Raw genomic sequence first — 20,057 nt, forward strand, 5'->3', positions numbered from 1 at the left:
GTCGCGCGATCCGATACCCGACAGCCCGGGTGTCGCGGACAGTTGCAGTGATGGAGGACTGGATGGGCGTGCTCGACACGATCGGTTCACCGGCCGACCTGCGTGCGTTGTCGTCGGACGAGATGGACGAGCTCGCGGGGGAGATCCGGGAGTTCCTGATCGAGAAGGTGTCGGCGACCGGCGGCCATCTCGGTCCGAACCTCGGTGTGGTCGAACTGACTCTGGCCCTGCACCGCGTGTTCGAGTCACCCGGCGACCCGGTCATCTTCGACACCGGGCACCAGAGCTACGTGCACAAGATCGTGACCGGCCGCAAGGACGGCTTCGACGGTTTGCGGCAGAAGGGCGGGCTCACCGGCTACCAGGAGCGCGCCGAGAGCGATCACGACTGGGTCGAGTCCTCGCATGCGTCGGCCGCGCTGTCCTACGCCGACGGTCTCGCGAAGTCGTTCGAGTTGACCGGGCAGGACGACCGCACCGTGATCGCCGTGGTCGGCGACGGCGCTCTCACCGGCGGCATGTGCTGGGAGGCCCTGAACAACATCGCCGCGGGCGACCGCTCGGTGGTCATCGTCGTCAACGACAACGGACGGTCCTACGCGCCGACCATCGGCGGCTTCGCCCGACATCTCACGGGGCTGCGACTGCAGCCCGGGTACGAGCGATTCCTCGACGAGAGTCGCAAGGTCGTGCGGCAGGTACCGGTCGTCGGGCCGCCCGCCTACGCCGTCCTGCACGGCATGAAGAGTGGCCTGAAGGACCTCATCGCACCGCAGGCGATGTTCACCGACCTCGGGCTGAAGTACGTCGGTCCGGTCGACGGGCATGACATCGGTGCCCTCGAATCGGCATTTCGCCAGGCCAAGACGTTCGGCGGCCCGGTCATCGTGCACACCGTGACCCGGAAGGGGATGGGGTACGCGCCGGCGGAGAATCACGAGGCCGATCAGATGCACTCGACCGGCATCATCGACCCCCGGACGGGTCGCGCCACCAGTGTGTCGCCCCACGACTGGACGTCGGTGTTCTCGGCCGCCCTCGTCGATGCCGGTGCCCGGCGCCGCGACGTCGTCGCGATCACCGCGGCCATGCCCGGCCCGACCGGGCTCACCCCGTTCGGGGAGCGCTTCCCCGACCGCATGTTCGACGTCGGGATCGCCGAGCAGCACGCCATGACCTCGGCCGCGGGTCTCGCGCTCGGCGGACTGCACCCGGTGCTGGCCATCTATTCGACCTTCCTCAACCGGGCATTCGACCAGCTGCTGATGGACGTCGCGCTGCTGAAGCTGCCGGTGACGTTGGTGCTCGACCGCTCCGGGATCACCGGGCCCGACGGCCCGAGCCATCACGGCATGTGGGACCTCTCGCTGATGTCGCTGGTGCCGGGACTGCGTGTCGCGGCCCCGCGCGACGCGGTCCGGCTCCGTGAGGAGTTCGAGGAGGCCCTGGCGGTCGACGACGGGCCGACGGCGTTGCGCTTCTCGAAAGGCGCTGTACCCGAGGACATCAGAGCGCTCGAACGCCTCGACGACGGAGTGGATGTGCTCTACCGGGGCGGTCCGGGCGTCGGCGCCGCATCCGGGGATGTGCTCATCGTCGCGGTGGGTGCGTTCTGCGGCCTCGCCATCGACACCGCGGAACGCCTGGGACGTCAGGGCATCGACACCACCGTGGTCGATCCGCGGTGGGTGCTGCCCGTGCCGGCATCCATCGCCACAGTGGCGGCCCGCCATCGGCTGGTGGTCACCGTGGAGGACTCCGGCGTCCGCGGTGGCGTCGGTTCGGCGGTCAGTGATGCGCTGTCGGCCGCCGACGTCGCGGTGCCCGTGCAACACCGGGGCATCCCGCAGCAGTTCGTCGAGCACGCATCCCGTGGCGAGTTGCTCGCCCAGTTCGGTCTCACCGCACAGGATCTCGCGCGGACCATCACGGCGACGGTCGCGGGCATGCAGTCGGTGCCCGGCATGGACGACACGGCCGACCTGTCGAGCCCGGACCTTTCCGGCGCACCCGAATCGGAGAACTGAGGCGCGGCGCTTCGCTCGATCAGTCCGTCGAGTCGGACACGCTGTTGAGTGCATCCGCGATCGGGCCGGCGGTCAGGCCTCGCTGCCACTCCCGGGCTCCGTCGGCGGCCAGCCGCCGGTCCACGGACTCCACGGTCGCCGGGAGGTCGATGCCGTCCCAGCAGAGTTGGCGCACCGTGTCGGGGGCCAGCAGGTTCTCCACCGGCAACTGCAGGGTCTCGGCGATCTCCCGGACCACCGGCCGGACCTTCGCGGCACGCTCCGCGGCCTCGGGATTGCGCTGATCCCACCGGTTGACCGGGGGCAGCCCGACCGTGGGTGCCTTGCGTGCCGGCAGCTGATCGTCGGGCAGGTCCCGGGCCCGCTGGAGCGCGGCGAGCCAGATGCCGGCCTGCCGTCGCTGCCGGGGCCCGCCGAACACGGGGAGCCGGGTGAGCTCGGGCGGTGACGTCGGGTCCGCCGTGGCGGCCGTGACGATCGCCGAGTCCGGCAGGATGCGGCCGGGCGCCACGTCTCGCTTCTGTGCGAGTTCCTCACGGGCCGTCCATAATTCACGCACCGCGGCGAGGGTGCGGGCGCTCTTGACGGTGTGGATGTTCGACGTCTTGCGCCAGCGGTCGGCGCGCGGCGCCGGGGCCGGCCGGTCGAGGACCGCGCGGAACTCCTGGCGCGCCCACCCGTCCTTGCCTGCCTCGACGAGCGCCGCGTCCATCGCGTCGCGCAACTCGACCAGCACCTCGACGTCGAGGGCGGCGTAGTTGAGCCAGTCGTCGGGCAACGGTCTGCGTGACCAGTCCGCGGCCCCGTGGCCCTTGACGAGCCCCAGCCCGAGGAACTCGGCGACCATCGCCGCCAGGTTCACCTTCGCGAGGCCGAGCAGCCGGCCGGCGAGTTCGGTGTCGTACAGGTCCCGGCACACGAAGCCGAGTTCCCGTAGGCACGGAAGATCCTGATCGGCGGCGTGCAGGACCCATTCGGGGCCGTCGAGGGCCGCGATCACCGGTGCGAGCGCATCCGGCTCCTCGATCGGGTCGAGCAGGAAGCTTCCGGCACCATTGCGACGGATCTGCACCAGATAGGCACGTTGGGAGTAGCGGTAGCCGGAGGCGCGTTCGGTGTCGACCGCGATCGGGCCCTCGCCACCTGACAGGGCGGCGGCGGCATCGGCGAACTCGGACGCGGTGGTCAGGACCGGAGGGACGCCGTCGGCCGGGTGTAGTAGGGGCGTGGTGGCCGGTTCGTCGGCCTCGGGTGAGGGCCGGTCGTCCGGCGAGGACACCGGGGTCTGTTCGTCACCGGTGGTCATCGCGGTCCCGTCACCGACTCAGGCCGACCCGAGTTCGGTGACCCCGGCGGGTGGTAGTCCGGCGGCCGCGGACAAGACCTCGCAGAAGGCCTCCAGGTGGCCGCCGAGGTCGAGTTCGGTGGCGGTCCAGGATGCGCGCAGTTCCAGTTGGTGGGCGCGCGGTGGTCCGGCGATGTCGCCGTAACGGACCGAGGTGGTCGACGTGACCGTGCCGCCGAGCGCGGTGACCTCGATCGTCCGGTCCGACGATGTCGCGCCGGGCGAGCTCGCGGTCTCGCCGGCCGGGACGCCGAGCGCATCCGACAACCAGCTCCATGCCACCTCGGGCAGCAGCGGGTCCATCGCGAGCGCCGCCTCCACCTCGGCCTGCACGTAGCCGACCAGGCGCATCGTGCCGTTCCAGGCCTCCTGGCCCGCCGGGTCGTACAACAGGATCAGCCGCCCGAACGAGCTGCCGGTCGAATCCACCGGGACGTCGTCGGAATCGTCCCAGCCGGTGCGTACCTCGGCACCCACCGCGTAGCTGTACGGCGCCAGCCGCTGCGGCGGACGGATCGGACCGACCTCGATCTCCGGCCGGATCCGCGCGCCATGCAGTGATGCGACCGCGGCGCGGAAGTCAGCAGGCTCCGTCGGAGCTCCAGAAGAGGTCACGTTGGTGACGGTAGGACGGGCCACCCCACCGTGGTCGGAGGCGCGCCGACGCATGGCAGAGTAGGCACTGATGTCCGAGACAACGCGATCCCATGCCCGCCGCACGCACGACCTGGCGCTGGTCGCCGCCGCCACCGGCGGGACGCCGACCCGCCGGCCTGTGTGGTTCATGCGCCAGGCCGGTCGATCCCTCCCCGAGTACCGTGCGATCCGCGCCGATCACGGCATGCTCGAATCGTGCTTCGATCCGGAACTCGTCTGCGAGATCACCATGCAGCCGGTGCGCAGGCACGACGTGGACGCCGCGATCCTCTTCTCCGACATCGTGGTGCCGTTGAAGGCCGCGGGCATCGACCTCGACATCGTCGCGGGTACCGGCCCCGTCATCGCGCAGCCGGTGCGCAGCGCTGCCGATGTCGCGTCGTTGCCGCGCCTGGAACCGGAGTCGGTGGGCGCGATCGCGGGCGCCATCGAGTTGCTCCTCGGGGAACTCTCGGACTCCACCGCCCTGATCGGCTTCGCCGGCGCGCCGTTCACCCTGGCGTCGTACCTGATCGAGGGCGGACCCAGCAAGCACTACGAGCGCACCAAGGCGATGATGCACGGTGATCCGGACACCTGGCACCTGCTGATGGGGCGTCTCGCCGACATCACCATCGCCTTCCTGCGGGTCCAGCTGGATGCGGGTGTGGACGCCGTTCAGCTGTTCGATTCGTGGGCCGGGATGCTCTCGCTGGCCGACTACCGCACCTATGTGGCGCCGCACAGTGCCCGGGTCTTCGCGGAGGTCGCCGACCACGGTGTGCCACGCATCCACTTCGGCGTCGGTACCGGCGAACTGCTGGGTGCGATGGCCGACGCGGGCGCCGACGTCATCGGGGTCGACTGGCGGGTGCCCCTCGACGACGCGGTCCGCCGCGTCGGACCGGGCAAAGCGGTCCAGGGCAACCTCGATCCGACCCTGCTGTTCGCCGGACCCGAGGTCGTCGAACGTGAGGTCCGGCGTGTGGTCGCCGACGGCGAGCGGGCCATCCGTGCGGGCGCCGCCGGTCATATCGTCAACCTCGGTCACGGCGTGCTGCCCGGCACCGATCCCGACGTCCTCACCCGGGCGGTCGAGTTGATCCACTCCATCTGAGCGTGGCGCGGAGATGACTCAGCGGATCGCGATCGTCGGCGGGGGAGTGTCCGGACTCACCGCCGCACTCCGACTCCGCCAGGCTCTCGGACCCGATGCCCACATCGACCTGTTCGAGGCCGGCGAGCGACTCGGCGGCGTCCTGCACACGACGTCGGTGGGGGGCCAGACCGTCGACGTGGGAGCCGAGGCGTTCATCGTGCGTCGACCGGAGGCGGTGGACCTGGTCCGCGAACTCGGCTTGGCGGACCGGGTCGTATCGCCGACGACGCGGCGACCTGCAGTCTGGTCGCAGGGCCGGCTGCATCCACTGCCGACGCCGGCGCTGATGGGCATCCCGGCGACAGCGGAATCGGTTGCCGGACTGGTCGATCCCACCGATCTCGCACATATCGTGAGCGAGGCCGACAGGCCGTGGCCATGGGTTGCCGGCGCGAACCCGTCGGTGGGGGAGCTCGTCGCCGAGCGGTTCGGCGCGTCGGTGGTCGCCCGCAGTGTCGATCCGATGCTCGGCGGCGTCTACTCGAGCCTGGCGGGCGACATCGGTCTGCGCGAGTCGGTACCGGCCCTGGCGAGCCGACTGGATGCCGGCGCGCCGAGTCTGTCCGCCGCGGTCGCCGACATCACCGCCACGAGTACAGCCGGTGGGCCGGTGTTCGGCACCCTCGTCGGGGGGTACCGGGTGTTGCTCGACGCCTTGGCCACCGCCGCGGCCGTCGAGCCGCGGCAGTGCGCCTTCGTCCGGAGGCTGACCTCGTGCCCCGGTGGCTGGACGCTCGACGTCGGCGGCGATGAGTCCGCGGACTACGACGGTGTCGTCCTGGCGATCCCCGCCTGGCGTGCCGGGGACCTGTTGCGGGATGCCGTTCCGGACCTCGCCACACCGCTCCGCGCGGTGCAGCGCGCGTCATCGGTGGTCGTCTCGATAGCGCTGGAGCCGGGAACGCCGCTGCCGGAGAACTCGGGCGTTCTGGTTGCGACCGGAGATACTCTGCGCGCCAAGGCTTTCACCTTCAGTTCGCAGAAGTGGTCGCACCTCTCGGCTCCGGATCGCCCTGTTTCGGTACGCGCCTCGTTCGGTCGGTTCGGAGCCCCGGTACCCGACGACTGCATCGAGGAGGGCGTCGATACGCGGATTCGCGCCGAGGCGCTCGAGGACCTCGACGAGGTCTGTCGGGCGGCCGGGATCGTCCCACCGTCGACGCGGGTCAAGGACGTGGTGGTGCAACGGTGGACCAACGGTCTGCCGGTGTATGCGCCGGGACATCTCGAGGCGATGACGGATGTACTGCGCCGGCGTCCGTCTCGTCTCGTCCTGGCCGGCTCCTCGTACTCCGGAGTCGGGGTCCCGGCGTGTATCGGCCGCGCCGGCCGCGCTGCTGCCGACCTGCTGGCCGACCTCGCCTGACAATTCCGGCGAACCACGAGGCTCTGTCCACAACCACGGAACCCGTGCGATGTCACCCATCGCGTCGGTGGCACCATGAATGGCATGAGCCGCTTGGACTACGCAGAACTCAACTCGACGATCCGCTACCTGATGTTCTCGGTGTTCTCGGTGCGGCCGGGTGAACTCGGTACGGACCGGGACCAGGCCAAGGCCGACGCCACCGACTTCTTCAAGTCGCTGGAGGATGCCGGCGTCGTGGTCCGCGGTGTGTACGACGTCTCCGGCCTGCGCGCCGACGCCGACTTCATGATCTGGTGGCACGCCGAGGAGCTCGAGCAACTGCAGGCGGCCTATGCGCGGTTCCGTCGCGAGACGATTCTCGGGCGCGCGAGCACTGCCGTGTGGAGCAACGTCGCGCTGCATCGGCCTGCCGAGTTCAACAAGAGCCATATCCCGGCGTTCCTGGCCGGCGAAGAGCCCGGCAAGTACATCTGCGTCTACCCGTTCGTGCGCTCCTACGAGTGGTATCTGCTGCCCGACGAGGAGCGACGCAAGATGCTCGCCGACCACGGAATGGCGGCGCGCGCCTACAAGGATGTCCGGGCGAACACGGTCTCGTCGTTCGCGCTCGGCGACTACGAGTGGCTGCTGGCGTTCGAGGCGCCCGAACTGCACCGCATCGTCGACCTCATGCGCGACCTACGCGCCACCGAGGCGCGCCTGCATGTCCGCGAGGAGACGCCGTTCTTCACCGGGCCGCGGGTCGAGCCGACGGCCCTCATCGACGCCCTGCCCTGATCGCGATCGCGATCGCGTCACGCCCAACGGCGTCTCGTTCTGGCCGCAATTCCGGTGTCAGGCCGCGGTTCCCGCTCCAAGCCGGAATCTGAAACCGCGGCCAGAACAACCGGTCAGTCCTCGGCCGACTCCAGCCGCAGACTGATCGAGTTGATGCAATAGCGCAGGTCGGTGGGGGTGTCGTAGCCCTCGCCCTCGAAGACGTGCCCGAGATGGCTGCCGCAGTTCGCGCACAGCACCTCGACACGGCGCATCCCCAGTGACGTGTCGACACGTTCGATGATCGCGTCACCGGCGAGGGGGGAGAAGAACGACGGCCACCCACAGTGGGAGTCGAACTTCTGCGTGCTGCGGAACAGTTCTGCGTCGCAGGCGCGACAGCGGTAAACGCCGACCGTCTTGGTGTCGGTGTACTCGCCGGTGAACGGCGCCTCGGTGCCGGCCTGGCGGAGAACCCGGTACTCGGCCGGCGTGAGTCGCTCACGCCATTGCTCGTCGGTGACCTCGGCCGCGGAGGATTCGGCGGACGTGGATTCGGCCGACGTGGATTCGGCGGGCGTGGAATCGGCGTGGGTGCTCATTTCTCCACGGTAGCCACCGCACCGCGACCCTCGCCACCGTCGCCGGCGCCGTCGGTCAGGGCGGGATCGGCCACGCCCGCACCGGAGTCGTCGAGCGATGCCACCCCGTCGCGGCGCATGTCGAGGTAACGGAACAGCAGGGAGCAGAACACGGCGATCATCAGCAGCGACCATCCCCAGGTCACCTTGTTGAACTCGAGCTGACGGCCGAAGGCCTCCCACCGCACGGAGTAGAACGAGTCGAACGTCATGCACCCGTACACGCCGAGCCAGGCGGGCCAGTTCCGCACCGTCGAGCCGGCCAGGAAGACGGTCATCAGGAGCGGGAAGAGAAGCATCGAGTAATAGCCCTGGCCGAGCGCGCCGACGAGGAAGGTCGTCCCCATCAGCACGCCCGACGACGTGGTGAGCCACAACAGTTCGTCGCTGCGTCGGTAGTAGCGATACAGGAACCACAGTGAGAAGACCGCCATCACGACGAAGGCGATGCGCAGCAGGAGGATCAGCCAATCCGCCACACCGAAGTACGCGCCGTTGCCGCCGATCGAACTGTTGTAGTAGTCGCGGGCCTCGTTGAGGTAGGGCATCGTCCGCGTGATGAACGAGTTGGGGTCCACGCTCAACGGCCAGGCGATCGCGGTCAGCACCACCGGAATGCCGATCGCGGTGACCAGGATCCGCCATTGACGATTCAGCAGGGGGAGCAGCAGCAGCGGGGCGATGATCGGTTTGACCGCGAGCACCAGGCCGATCGGCACGCCCGCCCACAGATCATGCCGGTTCATCATCAGCACCATGAAGGCGAGCATGCCGAGGAGCACGAACGAGTTGAAGTTGGTGAAGACGAGGGTGTGCGCGACGGTCTCGGTGCTGAAGAAGACGAACAGGATCACCGGCACGACCCAGGACTTCGCGGAATAGCCGAAGAGACGGGCGAGCAGGTAGGCGCTCGCGACGAGTGCGATGACGCTGATCGCGATGAACAGCCACCGCGATCTCTCGGGGTCGATGATGGCCAACGGGGCCATCAGCAGCGTTCCCGACGGCGGGTACAGGTAGTGCGGATCGACGGTGTTGAGGTTCTCGCCGTAGACCGGCTGGCGGTTCAGGAACTGCAGCGCGGCCGCATAGACGGGCTTGAAGTCGTCGGTGCGGTCGCCGTTGACCCCCAGGATGACCGCCCGGTGGAACATCGTCATGAGAGTGATCGGCCACAGCACCATCGGGATGATCCGCTGCGGCGTCATCTGCGGGTGGAGGTACCTGTCGAGAATCGCCACTCGCGAACCGTACTACGTCCGGACGCCCACCTGAGCACAGCCTGGACCGTTTGTCGGAGGTCGACGTCCGTGGTCGTACGGTCTGTGCGGGTTGGGTCTGCCGGGGTTCAGGTGGGGCAGCCGCGTTCGGTCGGTTCACCCAGCGGCCGGTCGCCGAGGTACTGACCGACGAGATCGGCCGCACACGCGCTGCGCGACAGCACCGAGTAGCCCATGCCGTCCCACGACACCGTCGTGGGAGTGGTGCCCGCCTTGATGAACAGACCACCCAGTGCGTCGAGGCCACCGTTGCCGTTGATCGGGTCGTTGGCGCCGTTGAGCACCAGCGGATCGACCGGCAGCGCGTTCGGCGGATTCGTCGGCGTCGCGGATGCCCACCCGTTGCACCGCAACAGTGACAGTGCACTGTTCGCCCCGGTCAGCGGGTTCTGTTTGGTCCAGCTGTCGATCAGGCCGGGGATCTCGTTCTGTCCGACCGGACCGGAGACATCGTTGCACCGCCCGACGAGCTGCCCGTCGGTGGTGCGCAGGGCATCGGCGCGTTCGGCCTGCGCGCCCAGTGCGCCGGTGTCGCCCCGCGCAGCGGCCGCGATGGCCGAGGCCAGCTCCGTGACGGCCTCGGGGCGGTCCGGAGCCAGCGCCAACGAGGTCGTGATCGCCGCGAGTGCCTGGGTGTCCGAGATGCCGCCGAGGTCGCCGGTCCGTCCCCTCGCGAGAACGTCGGCGATCATGGCGTTCCCGTTCGCACCGAGCGGACAGGAACCCGCCGATGTGCACTGCTGGACGAACTCCCGCAACGCGGCCTGGACGCCGGTCGCCTGCGTCGCGGCCCGGTCCCTGGCGTTGGCGCCGAACGGCGTCGGTGTGTCCAGGATGATGCGTCCGGCCCGGCCGGAGTAGTCGCTCGCATAGGACAGCACGATGTCCGAGCCCTCACCGATCCCGACCAGAGCGAGATGTTCGACGCCCCAGCGGATCCGCAGGGCCTCGATGTCGGCCGCCGCGAAACCGGCGCCGAAGTCGAGCTGGTAGGGGGTCAGGGTCTCGGTGCACCCGTCGGCGGCCGACGACGCCGCCCGCGCCAACCGATTGATGCGTTCGTCCTGGGTCGAGCCGGCCGCGCCCGCGAGACCGTTGCTGCTCAACGCCGAGCGCTCCTGGCGCGTCATGCAATCGAGTTCGGTGCTCTCGGCGCCCCCGCGTCGATCGATGGCGACCACCGGATGCTTGTCGAGCAGGGTTCGCCCGGGACCGGACGAGAGCAGCATCAGCGTGCGCGACGACGGCAGGTCGGATCCCGAGGTGAGCACGAGCGGCGCGGCATCGCCGGGGGTGGCGGCCACCCGGGCACGCGTCATCGACACCGTCAACGTGTCGCCCGTCGGCCGGTCCGGGTTGACCGGGACATCGAGCTTCGCGCATTCGAGGGTCACACCGCCGGGCGCCGGGATGCCGAATCGGCCCGCGGTCTGGCGAGCGCAGGGGGTCCAGTCCAGGTCCCTTTTCGGGACGTCGACAGACGGCAACGCGGGCGGAGCGGACGACGACGTCGCCGCGTCGTCACCCCCACCGCCGCCGGTGACGACGTCGGGCCCTGGATCCGGACCGACCGTGCACCCGCTGAGACCGACCGCGACCGTGATCACCGCGGTCGCCCACAGCATCAGGGTGCGCCGTGGTCGGATGCCGCGGGCCTGCCCACCGGGTGCTCGTCGCATGTCCGCGAGCCTAGTCATTGCACGGCGGGTGCAGCCGGGCACACCTCGCGCACCTGCGGTCCGCCGCGTCGATGGAGCGGTTCACGCGCCCTCGCCGGTCGCCCGAGTCCATCGGGTGAAGACGAACCCGTCGTCGTCGGTGATGATCGTGGCCGGCCGCATCGCGTGCAGCGCAGCCTTTCCCGGGGCCCGGGCGATGCGTCCGGAGTCCCCGGCGACCAGAGTGGGGCTGGTCGTGACGCACAATTCGTCGACGACATCAGCGTCGATGAGAGCCCCCAGCAGCGATGGTCCACCCTCGCTGAGCATCCGCACCCACCCACGTTCGGCGCACACGTCGAGAAGCTGGTCGATGTCGACGGTGTCGTCTCCGCAGTCGATGAGGGTGGCGCCGATCGCGGTCAACGCCGCCCGTCGCTCCGGTGGCGCAGCTCGGCAGGTGACGACGACGGTGTCGGGGTGGGTGAGGGGCGTGTAGTCGCCGGGTATGGACAGCGACCGCGACACCAGCGCCAACGCGGGCGCGGGATGCTGCTCGCGTGCGGCGCGGTCCGCGGCGAACATGTCGTCGGGGGCTGGTTGCCGATAGCCCTCGGTGGCGGCGGTGTTCGCACCGACCAGCACCAAGTCGGCGAGTCCCCGCAGCACCCGGAAGATCGTCCTGTCCCCGGGGCCGCCGAGATCGCCCGACTTCCCGTTGTGGGTCACCGCGCCGTCGATCGAGCTCACCATGTTCGCGCGCAGGAACGGACGCGGCAGGCAGGGCGGCGAGGCCGGGCGATCCGGGTACGCATACAGACCGGCGAGCCGGCGAAGCGTCGCGGCCTCGTCATCACCCGATGTGAGCTGGGTCGCTTTCTGTACACCGAACATGAGTCCATCATGTCGGAGGTGGCTACGCTCGCTCTATGACGGCACGACTCTGCGACCGGAATCCGGTGGTCGCACCCGACGCACTCATCGGTGAAATGGTGCCACCGTCGACGTTCGACTCGGTCAGCTTCGACTCCTACATCCCCGACCCCGCCGAGCCATCCCAGGCACAGGCGGTCGCCAAGGCCCGGGACTTCGTCGCTCGCGCGAGCAAGGTGCGCGGCGGCGGCAAACGCGGACTCTTCTCCCGCAAGTCGACAGGTCAGGGGATCGGGCTCTACCTCGACGGCGGGTTCGGTGTCGGCAAGACGCACCTGCTCGCATCGATCTACCACTCCATGCCCGAGCCCAAGGCATTCGCGACATTCGTCGAGGTCACGCACGTCGTCGGCGCACTCGGCTTCGTCAACGCCGTCGAGCGGCTCTCCGACCACACGGTGCTCTGCATCGACGAGTTCGAACTCGACGACCCGGGCGACACCATGCTCGTGTCGCGGCTGCTCACCGAGCTCAGCGCGAAGGGCGTCTCGATCGTGGCGACGTCGAACACGCTGCCCGGTCAGCTCGGCGAGGGACGGTTCGCCGCACAGGACTTCCTCCGGGAGATCCGTAAGCTGGCGTCGGTCTTCGAGCCGATCCGCGTCGACGGGCCGGACTATCGGCACCGGGATCTGCCGCCCGCCCCGCAACCCCGGACCGACGCCGAACTCGCAGAGATCGCCGAGTCGACGCCCGGCGCCACGCTCGACGACTTCGACGCACTGTGCGATCACCTGAGCACGTTGCATCCGTCGAAGTACAAGGATCTCGTCGAGGGTGTGCCGCTGGTCTGCATCCGCGGTGTGCACCCGGCGAAGGACCAGTCGGTCGCGCTGCGCATCGTCGTCCTCGCCGACCGCCTGTACGACGCCAACATCCCGGTCACCGTATCGGGGAGCAAACTCGACGAGATCTTCACCGAGGAGATGCTCAACGGCGGCTACCGCAAGAAGTACCTGCGTGCGACCTCGCGCCTGCTGGCACTGTCGCGCTTCGCGGAGTCCGCGGTCTGACCGGTCCGGTCACGACGGAACGACGGTCGGCCCACCTTCGCCGTCGGTGATGCCGTGCACCGATATCGACTGCCACATCGAGTGGGTCGCCCCGGGCGGCACGACCACGACGTCGGGTCCGGCGTTGGCTGCCTCGACGCACACGAACTCGCGCCACGACGACCCGACATCGGCCATTCCGGCGGCCACGTCGGCGCCCGGGTTCCACACCACCGCTGTTCGGCCGTCACGCACCGACACCTGGATCTCGCGGTCCAGGCCGGGATCGATCAGGTGATAGGTGCCGGGTGCGTCCGGGTAGAGCCGGTCGCTGCGTGCAGGTTCTTCCGGCAGTGCCCAATCGCCGTGCTGGACATGAGGGTTGGAGTGGTCGAACTTGTCGAGGTAGGTCAGCGTGTCCAGGCCCCGCACACGGACACGCGTGACGTCGGCGACCCGGAAGTAGTTGTGTAGTGCTTCGGTGATGGTGGCCGGTGCGGTGCCCGGATTGTGCGTGTGCAACCCATGTTCGAGGGTGTCGCCGATACGCAGCGTCATCCGCAGGCGCAGGTCCAGATCATCGAGGCCCGACGGTTCGAGATCGAGTTCGACGCCGCGGCCGGTTCGGCGACCGTCGGTCAGCACCCATGTCGCGGTGCGCGCGTAGCCGTGGGACGGGACGTCGTCGGGTTGACCGTCACGGGCGAAGTACGGCCAGCACACCGGGGTTCCGCCTCGCAACGGCGTCGGGGGATCGGCCAGGTGCGGGGACAGCCACAGAACATCGGGGCCACCACCCGCCGGGACGAACGAGATGACCTGACCGCCGAACAGCGAGATCGCCGCGGTGGACTGCGGGGTCTCGACGATCAGCGCGTCGAGACCGGCCACCGTGCCTACGCGGACACCGGGGATCTCCTCTGGGGTTGTCATGAGTCGACCCTGCCAGATGTCAGGCGCCGGGTGAAGATGAAGTCGTGCTCGACCGAACCATTCAGGTCGAAGGTCTTCACGCCCGCGCGGGCGAAGCCCATCTTCGCGTAGAAGCGTTGGGCACGTTCGTTTTCCTGGTTCACCCCGAGCCAGATCAACACGCTGCCCCGCCTGCGCGAGCATTCGATCGCGGCGTGCATCAGGGCGTGCGACGGCGCGCCGCCGCTGCCCCGCGCGTGATGGTCCGGGACGACATACATCTTCGACAGCTCCGAGACCGGACGCTGCGTCACCACCTCGGCGACATCCGGGTGTTGCGGTGCCTCGTGATGGACGAGCGTGTAGCCGACGACCGGACCGCCCGGGGAATGCCGCGCGACCAGGACGTCGGTGTTCGGATTCTCGATGTGGCCGGCAAAGGACTCGGGCCGCAGGTTGGCGCGGATGAACCCGGCGATGTCCGCGGGTGTCGAGTGCGGTGGGCAGGCCAACGGGAAGGTCGCGGCGGCGACCTCGGCGACCGCGGCCGCCTGTGTCGGGTCGGTGATGGTCTCGATCAGGACGTCGGGCACATGGGCAATTTACGCCGGGCCGGTCGGCGGTGGGTCACCCACGGCGGTTGTCGGCCGGCCGGCACCGCGGGCGGCGGCCGAGGCGGCGGTGTCCCGCGCCACCGCGTCGCCGAGGAGTTGTCCACCACTGGTGAGCAGCGCACGACGCCACGGCAGGACGCCGTCGATCTCGATCTGGATCGACATGGACAGCACGGTTCGGATCAGCACGATGAGTCCGAGGATCAACGCATCCTCGATCGACGGCTTCGACGTGATCGTGCGGATGAGGTCGGCGGCGACCAACACCTCCAGCCCGAGCAGAATGGCCGCGCCGAGGGTGTTGCGCAGCACCGAGAACGCCACGCTGCCGCCCTCGGAGCGACGCAGTGAGCGGAACCCGAGTACCACCGCGACGACGAAACCGATGATCATCGCGAGCGCGCCGATCACCTCGAACGTCACGGCGACGCCGGTGAAGACGGCCTCGAAATCCATGGGCGTCAGCCTACGCACCGCGACTCGGCGGTGCCGGGTTCATTCGCCGGCGAGATCGGCGGACAGGTCCGCGACCGCGACACCTTCCGGGATCTGCACCTCGGCGATGCGCTCGGGGACGTCGTCGAACTCCAGTCGCAACGCCTTGCTCATCGTCGCGTGCATGTCGTACATCGCGGTGATGTAGGTCAGCTGGAGGATCTGGTCCGGTGGCAGATGTTCGGTGAGGACCTCGAACACGCCGTCCGGGACGCGACCGCCATCGAGCACGAGCGCGTCGGTGTAGGCCAACACGGCGCGCTCGAGCGGCGAGAAGAGGTCGCTCACCTGCCATGCCGGGATGGCCTCGATCTTCTGCTCGGGCATGCCCAGTGAGCGCATCTGCTTGCAGTGCTGGGAGAACACGAACTGGCTGCCGCGCGCGTAGCCGGCGCGCCCCTGACCCAGTTCACGCAGGAGCGGGTCGATCGCCGCATTGCGGTACAACGCGAATCCGCGAACCGCGTGCCGGAACACGTCGGGTGACTGCGCAAAGACCGTCCACCAGTCGCCGGGTGTGGCGTGGATGGTGCCGTGATCGACGGCCGGGTCCTTCTCCGGTCCGAAGAGGTGGTCGTAGAACCACAGGATCTTCTCGTCGGTGACGTCGGCGCGGTGGACCTCGGGCAGGCGTGGCATCGGTTTCCTTCGCTCGGGAGTTGCTGCGGGTGGTGGGTTTCGTGGATCAGGAGCCGGTGCGCACGCGGCGATCGGCGGCGGTCTTGGGTTCGTGGGCCACATCGGCGTCGGTGAACTCCCTTGTCCAGCAGGCGAACTCCAGGAGCACGCCGTCAGGATCCTGGAAATAGAACGATCGCACGAATGTACCGGGGTGAACATGTCGCGACACACCGGCCGGACTGTCGTCGTGGTTGAGGACCGGACTGACGGCGATGCCCTCGGCCTTGAGGCGCGATCGGTAGTCGTCGAACTGCTCCGGCGGCACGGCGAAGGCGACGTGGTTCATCGAGCCGACCGCGCTGGCCAACTCGCCCTCGTCGGGGCGCCCCTTGGGCGCGGCGATACCGGGCGCGGCGTCGGGGGAGTCCGCGAGCCAGAAGAATGCGACCGTATTGCCGCCGCCGCAGTCGAAGAAGAAGTGCTGGCCCAGGCCCGCCGGGAGGTCGAGGGTCTTGACCAGCGGCATGCCGAGCACGCCGGTGTAGAAGTCGATGGTGCGCCGCATGTCCGCGCACACCAGTGCCAGGTGATTGATGCCGCGGAGTTCGAACTTGGGGTTCGTGGCCGACATGAGAGCTCCTTCCCAACATGACTTGACTGTCATGTCATCTTCTTGGAGAGTCTTGAACGTGGCGAAGTCGTCTGTCAACACCCCGATCGCAGCGGTCGACTCGCTGTCGCCGCGGGGGAGGGCGACGCGCGACTCGCTCCTCGACGCCGCCACCCGGGTCTTCGAGCGGGTCGGATTCCTCGACGCGCGGGTCGAGCTGATCGCCCAGGAGGCCGACGTCTCCTACGGAACCTTCTACCGGTACTTCGAATCCAAGGAAGACGTCTTCCGCGAGTTGAGCACCCGGTTGTTCACCGACGTCCACCTCCGTGAGCCGTCAGCCCCGGACATGACGCCGGCGCAACGGCTGATCGCGTCCAATCGCGCCTATTACCAGGCGTATCGACGCAATGCGCGGATGATGGCCATCGTCGAGCAGGTCGCGACCTTCAACGCCGAGTTCCGTGATCTGCGACATCAACATCGGGCCCAGTGGATCGAACGGACCGCATCGGCGATCGCGCGATGGCAGCGCGAGGGCCGTGCCCGGGCCGGGCTCGATCCGACGATGGCGGCGCGGGCGATGGCGGCGATGGTCGACCACAGCCTGTACTTGTGGCTGGTCCAGGGGGAAGATGCCGACGAGACGAAACTGCTCGAGACCCTCGACCAGATGTGTCTGGGCGCATTGGGTCTCGACGGCTGAGCACGGTGCCGGGCGCGGCCTGCGCCGGAGACGAACGGGGAGATCGATGACGATCGACGAGCTCGCGGACCGCCTGTTCGCGGCGATCGAGTCCGGCGACACGGATGTCGTGCGCGGGCTGTACGCCGACGATGCCGTGGTCTGGCACAACGAGGACCGGGCGACGCAGACCGTCGACGAGAATCTCCGGGTGCTCCGATGGCTCTCCCGGACGGTCGCCTCCCTGCGATACCGCGACGTCCGGCGGATCGTCCACGCCGGGGGATTCGTCCAGCATCACGTGCTGACCGGCTCGCTCGCCGACGGGACCGAGGTGACGGTCCCCGCCGCACTGTTCGTCGCCGTCGTCGGCGACCGGATCGTCCGCATCGACGAGTACGTGGATTCTGCCGACCTGGGGCCGCTCTATGCCGTCGCATCCCGGCGGCGGGCGGAGACGACACCATGACCGACACGACCCGGATCCATCCGATCAGAAAGAGCGCGCAATGAGCGACCTGACGATATCCCCACCCGACACGGAGCTCGCCGGGCTCTGTGCACGCATGCGTGCCTTCATCGACGACGAGGTGATCCCGCGGGAACACGAGCTGATCGTCGACGACGATTCGGCGGGCAAGGTTCTCGACGAACTGCGTTCGCGCGCCAAGGAACTCGACCTGTGGGCACTCGGCCATCCGGCCGAGGTCGGCGGTGGCGGTGTGCCATTCCTCGACTTCGTCTACCTGAACGAGATCATCGGGCGGTCCGAGTTCGGGCAGCTCGCGGTCGGCTCGGTCACCATGCAGGACACCATCATGTTGCACAAACACGGCACGGACGAGCAGCAACGCCGGTGGATCCCCGGGATGGTGTCGGGTGACGTGCTGCCGTCGGTCGGTCTGACCGAGCCGGAGGTGGCGGGTTCGGACCCGACCCTGATCGCGACGCACGCCCATCTCGACGGCGACACCTGGGTCATCAACGGGCACAAGTGGTTCACCACCGGCGCCGACGTCGCGGCCTACTGCACGGTGTTCGCCCGGACCGAGGACGAGTCGGTGCCCCGGCATGCCCGGATCAGTTCGATCATCGTGCCGACCGACACACCCGGTTTCGAGATCGTCCGGTCGATCCCGACCATGGGGCACGATCCCAGCGACCACTTCGAGGTGCGGCTGACCGATGTCCGCGTCCCGGAGGAGAGTCTGCTCGGCGAGCGGGGCAAGGGCTTCGTGATCGCCCAGGATCGGCTGGGACCCGGACGCATCTTCCACTGCATGCGATGGCTCGGGCAGGCCCAGCGCGCCTACGAACTGATGTGTGCGCGAGCCAATTCCCGCCATGTCCACGGATCATTGCTGGCCGAGAAGGGCGAGATCCACCGGTACATCGCGGAGTCCGCGGCGGAGATCCAGGCGGCGCGCCTGATGACCCTCGACGCCGCCCGCGTGATGGACACCGGCGACGACGCCCGCGTGCAGATCGGTCTGATCAAGTTCTGGGGAGCGCGGATGCTGCACAACGTCGTCGACCGGGCGATCCAAGTGCACGGGGCACTCGGCCTGACCGCGGACACACCGCTGGAGCGGATGTACCGACACGCCCGCTACGCCCGCGTCTACGACGGTCCGGACGAGGTGCATCGGATGTCGACGGCGCGGCGCCTGCTCCGTGACCCCGACGCTGCGCCGTGGCGGTGACCACCACGATGTCTGCCGAGACGGATGGACTGGCCGCGGGAATCGGCACGGTGCTGACCGACGTCACCGGCGAGTCGGTGGAAGTCGGCGACGTTCGACGGCTCACCGGCGGTGCGAGCCGCGAGACCTGGTCCGCCCGGACACGATCCGGGACCGACGAGCGGACGGTGGTCCTGCGGCGTGATCCGCCGGGTCACGGCGAACCGGACCGAATGCGCGCCGAGGCCGCATGCCTGCGCGCAGCGGCCGACGCCGGGGTCCCCGTGCCGCGGCTCATCGCGGCCGGCGACGACGCCGTGGGTATCGGTGCGCCGTACCTGTTGACCGACCTGGTCCCCGGTGAGGCGATCGCTCGGAAGGTGCAGCGCGATCCCGAGTTCGCCGATGCCCGACTCCGACTCGCCCGGGAGATGGGCCGGGTGCTGGGCATGATCCATCACACCGAGACCGGGTCACTGGCCATGCTCGATCGCCGGGACCCACTTGATCTGATCGAATCCATATATCTGGGCTTCGACGAACCGAGACCTGCCGTCGAGGCCGGGCTGCGGTGGCTACGCGACCACCGTCCCGATCGTCGGCCGGATGCACTGGTGCACGGTGACTTCCGACTCGGCAACATCCTGGTGGACGCGACCGGCATCCGCGGTGTCCTGGACTGGGAACTCGCGCATCTGGGCGATCCGATCGAAGATCTCGGCTGGTTGTGTGTGCGGGCATGGCGGTTCGGCCGGGACGCACCCGTCGCCGGGATCGGCAGTCGGGAAGATCTCCTCGACGGCTACGCCGAGGCGACCGGTCTCCGGCCGACGATGGACGAACTGCATTGGTGGGAGGTCTTCGGGACGCTCCGCTGGTTGGTGTTCAGCAGGCTTCAGGCGCAGCGCCACCTCGGGGGAGAGGAGCACTCGCTCGAACTCGCGGCGGTCGGCAGACGGGTGTGCGAATCGGAATACGATCTGCTGCTCGTGCTCGGACTGCTCGACGACGTCGCCGCTGCACCGACATCGTCGTCACCGTCAGCGCTCCATGATCGGCCGCAGGTCACCGAGATCCTGGGACTGGTCTCCGAAACACTCGCCGGCGATGTGCTCGGCGCTCTGCCGCCGGAGAAGGCCCGCGAACGCTACCTCCTGCGGATCTGCCTGAATCTGCTCGGCATCGTCTCCCGGGAGATCGATGGGGGATCCGGCGACGAGGCCGTCGTGCAGGAGACGTTGCGTGCGGCGGGATACAGCGGCGAGCAGGATCTGGCCGCGCGACTGCGCGACGGATCAGCCGAGCCCGAGGACACAGGCGTTCGACACGCGATGTCCGCGGCGGTGATCGCGCGACTGCGCGTCGCCAACCCCCGTCACCTGATGTGACACGGGCGAGACCTCGTCGACCGGGGGTGGAGTCGAGCTCGGGTCACGACCCGACCGCCGAACACGGATGACCGGACGGTGCGCTCCTCATCAGCCCCTTTCGTCCCACCGGTGACTCGTTCGCCACGCAAACTATATTCCGCCGAAAACCGCACCAGCAGAGCGACATCGGTCTGTCCGGCACCGATGCGGCCGGCGAATCGGGTCGATCGGCGGGCCATCACTTCCCCTGACTGCGCAGATCGTGATTCACT

20 protein-coding genes are annotated in these 20,057 nt (G+C 68.8%); 9 read left to right on the forward strand and 11 right to left on the reverse strand.

What is annotated here, in order from left to right; genetic code table 11:
- Positions 1 to 62 precede the first annotated feature (62 nt).
- Positions 63 to 2,027 (forward strand): 1-deoxy-D-xylulose-5-phosphate synthase, encoded by a 1,965-nt coding sequence (dxs, locus tag D7316_RS03835; protein WP_124711085.1) that lies wholly within the window; start codon positions 63 to 65, stop codon positions 2,025 to 2,027.
- Positions 2,028 to 2,046: 19 nt separating this feature from the next.
- Here dxs and D7316_RS03840 read toward each other — a convergent pair whose 3' ends face one another.
- Both D7316_RS03840 and D7316_RS03845 read right to left on the reverse strand, forming a co-directional pair.
- Positions 2,047 to 3,333 carry an HRDC domain-containing protein gene (locus tag D7316_RS03840; protein ID WP_124707118.1) on the reverse strand — a complete coding sequence of 429 codons (1,287 nt, stop codon included), beginning with the start codon at positions 3,331 to 3,333 and terminating at the stop codon, positions 2,047 to 2,049.
- Positions 3,334 to 3,351: 18 nt separating this feature from the next.
- Entirely contained in the window at positions 3,352 to 3,987 is a 636-nt protein-coding gene (locus tag D7316_RS03845; protein WP_124707119.1) for a DUF3000 domain-containing protein, read from the reverse strand.
- A gap of 70 nt (positions 3,988 to 4,057) precedes the next feature.
- On the opposite strand from D7316_RS03845, the gene hemE reads away from it, so the two are divergent.
- From hemE to hemQ, 3 genes are all read left to right on the forward strand, one after another.
- On the forward strand, positions 4,058 to 5,125 hold the full coding sequence (gene hemE, locus D7316_RS03850; protein WP_197718180.1) for a uroporphyrinogen decarboxylase: 1,068 nt from the start codon (positions 4,058 to 4,060) through the stop codon (positions 5,123 to 5,125).
- A 13-nt stretch (positions 5,126 to 5,138) separates the two neighbouring features.
- Entirely contained in the window at positions 5,139 to 6,533 is a 1,395-nt protein-coding gene (locus D7316_RS03855) for an FAD-dependent oxidoreductase (protein WP_124707120.1), read from the forward strand.
- 84 nt (positions 6,534 to 6,617) lie between these two features.
- Entirely contained in the window at positions 6,618 to 7,313 is a 696-nt protein-coding gene (gene hemQ, locus D7316_RS03860; protein WP_124707121.1) for a hydrogen peroxide-dependent heme synthase, read from the forward strand.
- A gap of 113 nt (positions 7,314 to 7,426) precedes the next feature.
- Here hemQ and msrB read toward each other — a convergent pair whose 3' ends face one another.
- The 4 genes from msrB to D7316_RS03880 all read right to left on the reverse strand — a co-directional run bounded on the left by msrB (position 7,427) and on the right by D7316_RS03880 (position 11,765).
- Positions 7,427 to 7,894: a peptide-methionine (R)-S-oxide reductase MsrB gene (gene msrB, locus D7316_RS03865; protein ID WP_124707122.1), complete on the reverse strand. Its 468-nt coding sequence runs from the start codon at positions 7,892 to 7,894 to the stop codon at positions 7,427 to 7,429.
- Positions 7,891 to 9,174 (reverse strand): glycosyltransferase family 87 protein, encoded by a 1,284-nt coding sequence (locus D7316_RS03870; protein ID WP_124707123.1) that lies wholly within the window; start codon positions 9,172 to 9,174, stop codon positions 7,891 to 7,893. Before D7316_RS03870 ends, msrB begins: the two co-directional genes overlap by 4 nt.
- Positions 9,175 to 9,281: 107 nt before the next feature.
- Positions 9,282 to 10,838: an alpha/beta hydrolase gene (locus D7316_RS03875; protein ID WP_197718320.1), complete on the reverse strand. Its 1,557-nt coding sequence runs from the start codon at positions 10,836 to 10,838 to the stop codon at positions 9,282 to 9,284.
- Between the two features lie 135 nt (positions 10,839 to 10,973).
- Entirely contained in the window at positions 10,974 to 11,765 is a 792-nt protein-coding gene (locus D7316_RS03880) for a pyrimidine reductase family protein (RefSeq protein ID WP_124707124.1), read from the reverse strand.
- Positions 11,766 to 11,800: 35 nt separating this feature from the next.
- Here D7316_RS03880 and zapE point away from each other — a divergent pair, with 35 nt between their 5' ends.
- Positions 11,801 to 12,817 (forward strand): cell division protein ZapE, encoded by a 1,017-nt coding sequence (gene zapE, locus D7316_RS03885; RefSeq protein WP_124707125.1) that lies wholly within the window; start codon positions 11,801 to 11,803, stop codon positions 12,815 to 12,817.
- A gap of 9 nt (positions 12,818 to 12,826) precedes the next feature.
- Here the strand turns inward: zapE and D7316_RS03890 are convergent, their stop codons facing one another.
- The 5 genes from D7316_RS03890 to D7316_RS03910 are packed head-to-tail and all read right to left on the reverse strand — an operon-like array spanning position 12,827 to position 16,069.
- Positions 12,827 to 13,729, reverse strand: a complete 903-nt coding sequence (locus D7316_RS03890; RefSeq protein ID WP_124707126.1) for a D-hexose-6-phosphate mutarotase — start codon at positions 13,727 to 13,729, stop codon at positions 12,827 to 12,829.
- Complete coding sequence (locus D7316_RS03895) at positions 13,726 to 14,301, reverse strand: GNAT family N-acetyltransferase (protein ID WP_124707127.1); 576 nt, start codon at positions 14,299 to 14,301, stop codon at positions 13,726 to 13,728. Before D7316_RS03895 ends, D7316_RS03890 begins: the two co-directional genes overlap by 4 nt.
- A gap of 9 nt (positions 14,302 to 14,310) precedes the next feature.
- Entirely contained in the window at positions 14,311 to 14,778 is a 468-nt protein-coding gene (locus D7316_RS03900; RefSeq protein ID WP_124707128.1) for a DUF1622 domain-containing protein, read from the reverse strand.
- Positions 14,779 to 14,817: 39 nt separating this feature from the next.
- Complete coding sequence (locus D7316_RS03905; RefSeq protein ID WP_124707129.1) at positions 14,818 to 15,456, reverse strand: carboxymuconolactone decarboxylase family protein; 639 nt, start codon at positions 15,454 to 15,456, stop codon at positions 14,818 to 14,820.
- Between the two features lie 46 nt (positions 15,457 to 15,502).
- A complete protein-coding gene (locus tag D7316_RS03910) occupies positions 15,503 to 16,069 on the reverse strand; it encodes a VOC family protein (protein ID WP_124707130.1) in 567 nt (188 codons plus the stop codon).
- Positions 16,070 to 16,127: 58 nt separating this feature from the next.
- Between D7316_RS03910 and D7316_RS03915 the strand changes: the two genes are divergently transcribed.
- The 4 genes from D7316_RS03915 to D7316_RS03930 are packed head-to-tail and all read left to right on the forward strand — an operon-like array spanning position 16,128 to position 19,803.
- Positions 16,128 to 16,754, forward strand: a complete 627-nt coding sequence (locus D7316_RS03915) for a TetR/AcrR family transcriptional regulator (protein ID WP_124707131.1) — start codon at positions 16,128 to 16,130, stop codon at positions 16,752 to 16,754.
- Between the two features lie 46 nt (positions 16,755 to 16,800).
- Complete coding sequence (locus D7316_RS03920; protein ID WP_124707132.1) at positions 16,801 to 17,202, forward strand: nuclear transport factor 2 family protein; 402 nt, start codon at positions 16,801 to 16,803, stop codon at positions 17,200 to 17,202.
- 40 nt (positions 17,203 to 17,242) lie between these two features.
- A complete protein-coding gene (locus tag D7316_RS03925; RefSeq protein WP_124707133.1) occupies positions 17,243 to 18,436 on the forward strand; it encodes an acyl-CoA dehydrogenase family protein in 1,194 nt (397 codons plus the stop codon).
- Positions 18,433 to 19,803, forward strand: coding sequence for a phosphotransferase family protein (locus D7316_RS03930; RefSeq protein ID WP_331852560.1), 1,371 nt, complete (start codon positions 18,433 to 18,435; stop codon positions 19,801 to 19,803). The genes D7316_RS03925 and D7316_RS03930 overlap by 4 nt, the downstream gene beginning before the upstream one ends.
- Positions 19,804 to 20,057 lie beyond the last annotated feature (254 nt).

The organism is Gordonia insulae (assembly GCF_003855095.1).
Taxonomy (GTDB): Bacteria; Actinomycetota; Actinomycetes; order Mycobacteriales; family Mycobacteriaceae; genus Gordonia; species Gordonia insulae.

What these genes read in the sequence shown, in the direction of transcription:
- dxs (WP_124711085.1), top strand. Translation starts at nt 63, where the DNA reads ATGGGCGTGCTCGACACGATCGGTTCACCGGCCGACCTGCGTGCGTTG.
- D7316_RS03840 (WP_124707118.1), bottom strand. Translation starts at nt 3,333, where the DNA reads ATGACCACCGGTGACGAACAGACCCCGGTGTCCTCGCCGGACGACCGG.
- hemE (WP_197718180.1), top strand. Translation starts at nt 4,058, where the DNA reads ATGTCCGAGACAACGCGATCCCATGCCCGCCGCACGCACGACCTGGCG.
- D7316_RS03855 (WP_124707120.1), top strand. Translation starts at nt 5,139, where the DNA reads ATGACTCAGCGGATCGCGATCGTCGGCGGGGGAGTGTCCGGACTCACC.
- hemQ (WP_124707121.1), top strand. Translation starts at nt 6,618, where the DNA reads ATGAGCCGCTTGGACTACGCAGAACTCAACTCGACGATCCGCTACCTG.
- msrB (WP_124707122.1), bottom strand. Translation starts at nt 7,894, where the DNA reads ATGAGCACCCACGCCGATTCCACGCCCGCCGAATCCACGTCGGCCGAA.
- D7316_RS03875 (WP_197718320.1), bottom strand. Translation starts at nt 10,838, where the DNA reads ATGCTGTGGGCGACCGCGGTGATCACGGTCGCGGTCGGTCTCAGCGGG.
- D7316_RS03880 (WP_124707124.1), bottom strand. Translation starts at nt 11,765, where the DNA reads ATGTTCGGTGTACAGAAAGCGACCCAGCTCACATCGGGTGATGACGAG.
- zapE (WP_124707125.1), top strand. Translation starts at nt 11,801, where the DNA reads ATGACGGCACGACTCTGCGACCGGAATCCGGTGGTCGCACCCGACGCA.
- D7316_RS03890 (WP_124707126.1), bottom strand. Translation starts at nt 13,729, where the DNA reads ATGACAACCCCAGAGGAGATCCCCGGTGTCCGCGTAGGCACGGTGGCC.
- D7316_RS03900 (WP_124707128.1), bottom strand. Translation starts at nt 14,778, where the DNA reads ATGGATTTCGAGGCCGTCTTCACCGGCGTCGCCGTGACGTTCGAGGTG.
- D7316_RS03905 (WP_124707129.1), bottom strand. Translation starts at nt 15,456, where the DNA reads ATGCCACGCCTGCCCGAGGTCCACCGCGCCGACGTCACCGACGAGAAG.
- D7316_RS03910 (WP_124707130.1), bottom strand. Translation starts at nt 16,069, where the DNA reads ATGTCGGCCACGAACCCCAAGTTCGAACTCCGCGGCATCAATCACCTG.
- D7316_RS03920 (WP_124707132.1), top strand. Translation starts at nt 16,801, where the DNA reads ATGACGATCGACGAGCTCGCGGACCGCCTGTTCGCGGCGATCGAGTCC.
- D7316_RS03925 (WP_124707133.1), top strand. Translation starts at nt 17,243, where the DNA reads ATGAGCGACCTGACGATATCCCCACCCGACACGGAGCTCGCCGGGCTC.